The 6,465-nt window shown below is 44.4% G+C and carries 5 protein-coding genes; all 5 read left to right on the forward strand.

The genetic code is table 11. The features are described from left to right. Window positions 1-104: 104 nt before the first annotated feature. Genes QZT73_RS03770 through QZT73_RS03790 form a run of 5 tightly spaced genes read left to right on the forward strand, consistent with a single transcriptional unit; the run spans window position 105 to window position 6,336 of the window. Complete coding sequence (locus QZT73_RS03770; protein ID WP_291786686.1) at window positions 105-1,349, forward strand: cytochrome P450; 1,245 nt, start codon at window positions 105-107, stop codon at window positions 1,347-1,349. Between the two features lie 18 nt (window positions 1,350-1,367). After that, a complete protein-coding gene (locus QZT73_RS03775) occupies window positions 1,368-2,447 on the forward strand; it encodes a PEP/pyruvate-binding domain-containing protein (RefSeq protein ID WP_291786689.1) in 1,080 nt (359 codons plus the stop codon). 26 nt (window positions 2,448-2,473) lie between these two features. Then, complete coding sequence (locus QZT73_RS03780) at window positions 2,474-4,300, forward strand: PEP-utilizing enzyme (protein WP_291786692.1); 1,827 nt, start codon at window positions 2,474-2,476, stop codon at window positions 4,298-4,300. Then, window positions 4,297-4,905, forward strand: a complete 609-nt coding sequence (locus QZT73_RS03785; protein ID WP_291786694.1) for an HD domain-containing protein — start codon at window positions 4,297-4,299, stop codon at window positions 4,903-4,905. The genes QZT73_RS03780 and QZT73_RS03785 overlap by 4 nt, the downstream gene beginning before the upstream one ends. 3 nt (window positions 4,906-4,908) lie before the next feature. Then, window positions 4,909-6,336: an aldehyde dehydrogenase family protein gene (locus tag QZT73_RS03790; RefSeq protein ID WP_291786696.1), complete on the forward strand. Its 1,428-nt coding sequence runs from the start codon at window positions 4,909-4,911 to the stop codon at window positions 6,334-6,336. The last annotated feature ends 129 nt before the right edge of the window (window positions 6,337-6,465 follow it).

The following is a 6,465-nucleotide window of genomic DNA, read 5'->3' on the forward strand; positions in this document are numbered from 1 at the left end:
TTTTCACCTATGTAATAAAAGTACAAGTAATTTTTTAAAATCAATGGATACAAGCCAGGAAATGGAGGGATATTGCAGAGAATTCTTCATAAACCCAAAACGACATGAATGCAGGAATCGAGCAATGTCCTTATCACAAGGAATTAAATGCAGCTTACCAACCATTTGACCTCACCAATCCTTTTCCTTTTTACAAAGAAGTCAGAGAAAAGTGCCCTATTTTTTTCAGTGAGGAGTTAGGCTATTATGTGGTGTCTAAGTATGAGGATGTCAAAGCTATTTTTGGAAATTGGCAGGCATTCAGTTCTGAAAATGCACAAAGCCCATTTAAGCCGATTGCCCCCAAAGCAAAAGCCTTGATGGACTCTGCTGGATTGGTAGGCTTATCCGGGCTTTCCGGAAGAATTCCCCCAGACCATACCCGTATTCGGAGGATCGTCAGCATGGCGTTTAATTTGGCCCGTATCAAAAAGCTAGAACCTGAAATCCGGAAAATAGCGATTCGCATGATTGAAGAGTTGAAGGCAGGTAAAAATCAGGCTGAAATGGTTTCTGAATTGGCTTATGATTTACCGGCTTTGGTAATATTCAAATTACTGGGTGTACCTGACAGCGATGTGGCACAGGTGAAAAGCTGGGCAGAAAGTCGACTACTCCTTACTTGGGGGGATTTGGATGAAGATGCGCAGATGATGCATGCAGAAAATATGATCCGTTACTGGAATTATTGCCAAAAGTTGGTCAGTGATAGAAAACATCAAATGCAAGATGATTTGCCAGGTGACTTAGTGACTTTGCAGTCCGAAGGGCATGAAATTACAGACCGAGAAATTGCCGCCATTTGTTACAGCCAATTGTTTGCAGGCCACGAAACAACTACCTCCTTGATTGGAAATGGCATTCGTGAATTACTGGTGCATCCCGAAAGTTGGGAGGCAATCAAGCAAGATAAAACGCTCATCCCAAAAGCAGTGGATGAAGTATTGCGATATTCTCCTTCTATTTTATCCTGGAGAAGGAAATGTAAAGTAGCTACCGAAGTAGGAGGCGTGATGATTCCTGAAGGGGCAGATATTTTGATGGTGATGGGTTCGGCTAATCGGGACGAGGCGATGTACGAAAACGGAGAAAACTTCGATATCACCCGTGGAAATGCCGGAACACATTTGTCTTTTGGCAGTGGTATCCATTTTTGCTTGGGTTCTCCCTTGGCTAAACTGGAGTTTAAAGTTGTGCTTGAAGAACTCACGGCACGCATTCCTAGTCTTCAATTGAAGCCTAATCAAACATTCACATTTGCACCCAATACATCCTTTAGAGCGCCACAAGCACTACAGGTACAATGGTAAACCTTTAATTTAAGTAACATGAAACCCACTTACAGCCTGTTTTTCAAAGATGCTAAGCCCGAACAATTAGAAAGTCTCGGAGGGAAAGGAAAGAGCTTGGCCAGTATGTCCCAAGCAGATCTACCGGTGCCGCAAGGTTTCTGTGTAACCACAGATGCGTTTGTAGCCTTTATCCAGGATTTGATGACTGCCAAAGGACTTTTTGCTTCCTTGGCCAAATTGGATACCAAAAATATGGGATCCCTGGATAAGTTGTCCGGGGAAATCAGGAGTCAGATTCTCAACAAAACCATTGCTGCGGACATTCAAGAAGATATTTTGGCGAGTTATCGCAGCTTGTGTGAAATGTATGGTAAAGAAGGGGAACTTCCGGTAGCGGTCCGCTCTTCAGCTACGGCGGAGGATTTGCCAGATGCCAGCTTTGCAGGCCAGCAAGACACCTACTTATGGGTCGTGGGAGAAGATGAGGTGTTAAGCCATATCAAAATGTGCTGGGCTTCCTTGTATACGAGCCGTGCGATAGCTTACAGAAAGGACCACAATATCCCAGAAGAGGACATACACATGAGTGTGGTGGTGCAAAAAATGGTCAATGCCAGAGTTGCGGGGGTGACGATGACCCTAAATCCAACAAACGGAGACCGAACAAAAATTGCTATTGAAGCATCTTACGGACTGGGAGAAAGTGTGGTATCAGGTACCGTTACCCCGGATAATTACCTGATGGATAAGGTGATTTTTGAATTGGTGGAGTCCTCTATTCAGGATAAAAAGATAGCCTTGATTCCCGACCCTGCCAACAAGCGTGTGATAGAAATTGAAGTGGATCCAGTAAAAGCGACTGAAGCCTGTCTTACCCGAGATGAATTGATTTTTATCAGCAAAATCGCCAAACGCATAGAGAAACATTACGGCTGTCCACAAGATATCGAATGGGCTTTGGATGCAGATGCGGAAGGTGAAGAAGCATTCACCTTGCTTCAAAGTCGCCCGGAAACCGTCTGGTCCAATAAAAAAACAGAGACCAAAAAACACTACATGTCCGGAATGCAAGGACTGGTAGGTTCGCTGATCAACCCTTTAAGTGCAAAAAAATAACATAATCCCAAACAATATACACCATTATGACCGACAAGAAGAAAAAATTTATCAGCCCTTACGAGCATACAGCTCCCAAAGGGTCAGAAGGATGGAAAGAATTGTATCCTTATTTCTTGGTTTTTCAAGAGCAGTTAAAGGAGCAGGAGGAAGACAAATTCTTTTTTTGCGACTCTCAGCATTGGCCGAATGTATTCAAGCCATTTGATGCTATGACAGTGGAGTTTGCTGTGAAATGTCTTTCCCAATATAATTCCAGGCATTATGTGATTCCTCCAGCCAATGGGGTTGATTTTAAAATCCACAATGGCTACTGCTACATGAGCCCGGTAGCTGTCAGCCCTGAATTGATTGAAGGAAGGGTTCCTGAATTCATGGAAAGAGCCGGCTATTATTTCCAAAATTGGAATGAGCTGTTGGAAAACTGGCATAAAAAAGTAAAACGCGTCATTGACGATATGGAAAGCATTCATTTTGAACCGCTTCCTGATCGCGTGGATATACAGGTAATCAAAGATGGAGTAGGGCTCGATCCTACCTTTCAGATGATCAACGATTACAATAAGTTGATTTCTCTTTGCTACGAAACCTGGCAATACCACTTTGAATTTTTAAATCTCGGCTATGCAGCCTACTTGGATTTCTTTGGTTTCTGTAAGGAAGTGTTCCCAGGAATCCCAGATCTGTCTGTAGCAAAAATGGTCCAAGGCATCGATGTAGATTTGTTCAGACCAGATGATGAACTGAAGAAATTGGCAAAGCTTGCCATCTCCTTTGGTTTAGAGAAATGTTTTGAAAAAAAGGATGTCAACGAAGCCTTGCATTGTATCGCCTTAGAAGAAAACGGCGGTCAGTGGTTGCAGGCTTGGGAAAAAGCCAAGCACCCTTGGTTTAACTATACCTCAGGGAATGGTTTTTATTCTTCAGATAAGTATTGGATAGAGCATTTGGATATTCCTTATGGCTATTTGAAAAATTACGTGGAGAAATTGCAGAGAGGCGAAGTCATTGATAGACCTACCGAAGCCTTGGAAGCAGAGCGTGATCGAATCACTACCGAATACGCTGAATCCTTGGATGATGAAGCAAGAGCAATTTTTGAAGGTAAGTTAGGCCTTGCAAGAGTAGTATTCCCTTACGTAGAGAATCATAACTTTTATATCGAACACTGGGCGATGGGGGTGTTTTGGAGAAAAACCCGCGAACTCAGCCGCATGCTGAAGGAGCAAGGCTTCTGGCAACAGGAATCCGATATGTATTACTTCCGTAGAGAGGAAATTCTTCAGGTGTTGTTTGACTATGGCAATAGCTGGGCGGTAGGTGTTCCTGCTGTAGGGCCTGCTGTGTTGCAAGAAGAGATTAGCCGAAGAAAGAAAATTGTAGACGCCTTGGCAACTGCACCTCCTCAACCGGCATTCAATAATCCTCCAAAAGTGGTTACTGAGCCTTTTACCATCATGTTGTGGGGCATTACCACAGAAGCAGTGGAATCTTGGCTAGGCGGAGACGAAAAATCCAGTCATATGAAAGGCATGGCAGCATCCCCAGGTTTGGTAGAAGGGTATGCTCGCATCATCAACGATGCCTCAGAACTTGACCAATTGAAGCAAGGAGAAATTCTTGTAACCCGAGTGACTGCACCGAGCTGGGCACCGGTCTTCAATAAAATTGTAGCTACTGTTACAGATATTGGAGGAATGATGTCCCATGCAGCGATTGTGTGTAGAGAGTACGGTCTGCCTGCTGTAACAGGCACGGGCTCTGCTTCTACCCAAATCAAAACAGGTATGAAAATCCGGGTTGACGGAGGGAAAGGTACAGTTGAAATCTTGGAAGAATTAGTCGAAGCATGATGATGCATCCCATGCATAAGCCGGCATACGAAGCCATATTTAAAGCAGCAGAGAAGTATATGCGCGTCCGTAAAAACGATGTGCATATACCCCTCTCGTATCGATTCGCCTTGGAGTTGATGGAACACTATCCCGAGGTGAATCAAGCTGTAGTTGCTGCCGGAATCATCCTGCACGATATCGGCTGGTATGCCATAGACGAGGAAGAAATCTTCGAAAAAGGCTTTAGTGGACCTGATCTCCTGACTTCGGATGTGCGCTATCTGCATGAGTCCGAAGGAGTCAACTACGCGAAACCTTTATTGGCAAGTTTGGGCTATGAGGAAGATTTCATCGAAAAGGTCTGTACCATAATCGATGGTCACGATACCCGCAATTTTGCCAAATCCAAAGAGGATGAAATTGTACGCGATGCAGATAAGTTATGGAGGTTTGCCGTCACAGGCGTCAGTGTAGCCTGTGATTGGTTTAAAATGACTCCTGTGCAATATGCCCAACGATTGGAAGATACCAATATTGAACAGCTGCATCTTCCGGAATCTGTAGCGATTGCTAAAAGAGAATTAACTGCCACAAGAGCTCTGTTGCTCGCACATGTATTGTAAGACATGAAAAATTATATCAACGGTGAATGGATAGCTTTCAGTCAAGAAGAAATGGACGTACTCAATCCGGTAGACGGCAGTCTACTGGATAGCGTATGCCGCTCTGGATTGGAGGATGTGAATGCCGCTGTGAATGCTGCTACCAAAGCTTTTGATACCTGGAAAAAAACATCCATGCAAGAGCGCGTAAAGCTTCAAAAGAAATTGGCTGCCTCCATGCGCAAGCACAGTGCTTCCATCGGACGCCAACTTTCTTTGGAATTGGGCAGACCATTGACAGCCTGTATTCATGAGATCAATCGGAGTGCAGAACTCCTTGGATACTATGCCGAAGAGGCTTTGCGCATGAAAGGCTATTTCCCTTTGACAAATGTGGAAGGAGAAAAAGTCTTGGTCACCAGAGAGTCTTTGGGAGTGGTTGTTTCCATTACTCCGTTCAATTACCCGATTACTTTGCTGACTTTCAAAATGGGTGCTGCCTTAGTTATGGGATGTACCATGGTCAGCAAACCATCAGAAGACACCCCTTTGAGTACCTTGGCTTTGGCTGCTTGCTTTGAGGAAGCTGGTTACCCAGCAGGTGTTTTCAATGTCATTACTGGCTACGGCAGGGAAATTGGAGATGCTTTGGTGTCTCATCCCAAAGTTGCCAAAATAGCCTTTACGGGAGGAACTTCTACAGGTGCACACATCGCTGGGGTAGCTGCCCGAACACATAAAAGAATAACCTTAGAATTAGGAGGGCAATCACCGGCCATCCTTTGTGAAGATGCAGATTTGGATACGGCTGTTCCGGCCATTGTCAAACATGGCTTTGCCAATACAGGACAGTTTTGTTACCGAGTCAATCGCGTCTATGTACACGAAAGCTTGTATGAGCAATTCTGCCAAAAAATGAAGAAGGCTACCGAAAAACTGACTTTGGGAGCCGGAATCGATGATATCTGCGATTTAGGCCCCATGGTTAATGAGAAAATTTTCGCCAATGCTTTCCAACAGATTGAAGATGCCCAAAGCAAAGGCGCTCGCATCCTGACGGGTGGCAAACGAAGAACAGGAGGGATCTTTGAAAAAGGCTTTTTCTTAGAACCTACGCTGATTGCTGAGGCAAGTTCCGAGATGAAAATCATGCGGGAAGAAACTTTTGGACCAGTCATAGGCCTTGCAAGTTTTACAGATGAAACAGCAGCCATCCAAGAAGCCAATGCCTCGCAGTATGGATTAGCAGCGTATGTCTTCAGCCATAACATCGGTAGAGGACTTCGCATTGCCGAGCAGTTGCAGGCAGGTTCGGTTTGGGTCAACAATATCCAACGTTCTTATCATTCGGTGCCTTTTGGAGGCATGAAGCAAAGTGGGATTGGAAGGGAAAAAGGTATCCATGGATTGGAAGCCTATACCGAATTGAAAACCATTTACCTGAACTACTGATATGGAAATCCTTCAAGAAAATCATATCGCCATTTGGGAGGAAGCCAAAGAGTTTCTGACAATTCGAGACAACGATGTGCATACCTTACACTCCTATCAGTTGGTGAAATTACTCCTTGATTGGCATGC

Origin of the sequence: Cecembia sp. (genome assembly GCF_007126775.1) — a bacterium.
In the GTDB taxonomy this organism is placed as follows: domain Bacteria; phylum Bacteroidota; class Bacteroidia; order Cytophagales; family Cyclobacteriaceae; genus Cecembia.

Excerpts from the sequence above, each read along its gene's own strand:
- QZT73_RS03770 (WP_291786686.1), top strand. The coding sequence starts at position 105 with ATGAATGCAGGAATCGAGCAATGTCCTTATCACAAGGAATTAAATGCA.
- QZT73_RS03780 (WP_291786692.1), top strand. The coding sequence starts at position 2,474 with ATGACCGACAAGAAGAAAAAATTTATCAGCCCTTACGAGCATACAGCT.
- QZT73_RS03785 (WP_291786694.1), top strand. The coding sequence starts at position 4,297 with ATGATGATGCATCCCATGCATAAGCCGGCATACGAAGCCATATTTAAA.
- QZT73_RS03775 (WP_291786689.1), top strand. The coding sequence starts at position 1,368 with ATGAAACCCACTTACAGCCTGTTTTTCAAAGATGCTAAGCCCGAACAA.
- QZT73_RS03790 (WP_291786696.1), top strand. The coding sequence starts at position 4,909 with ATGAAAAATTATATCAACGGTGAATGGATAGCTTTCAGTCAAGAAGAA.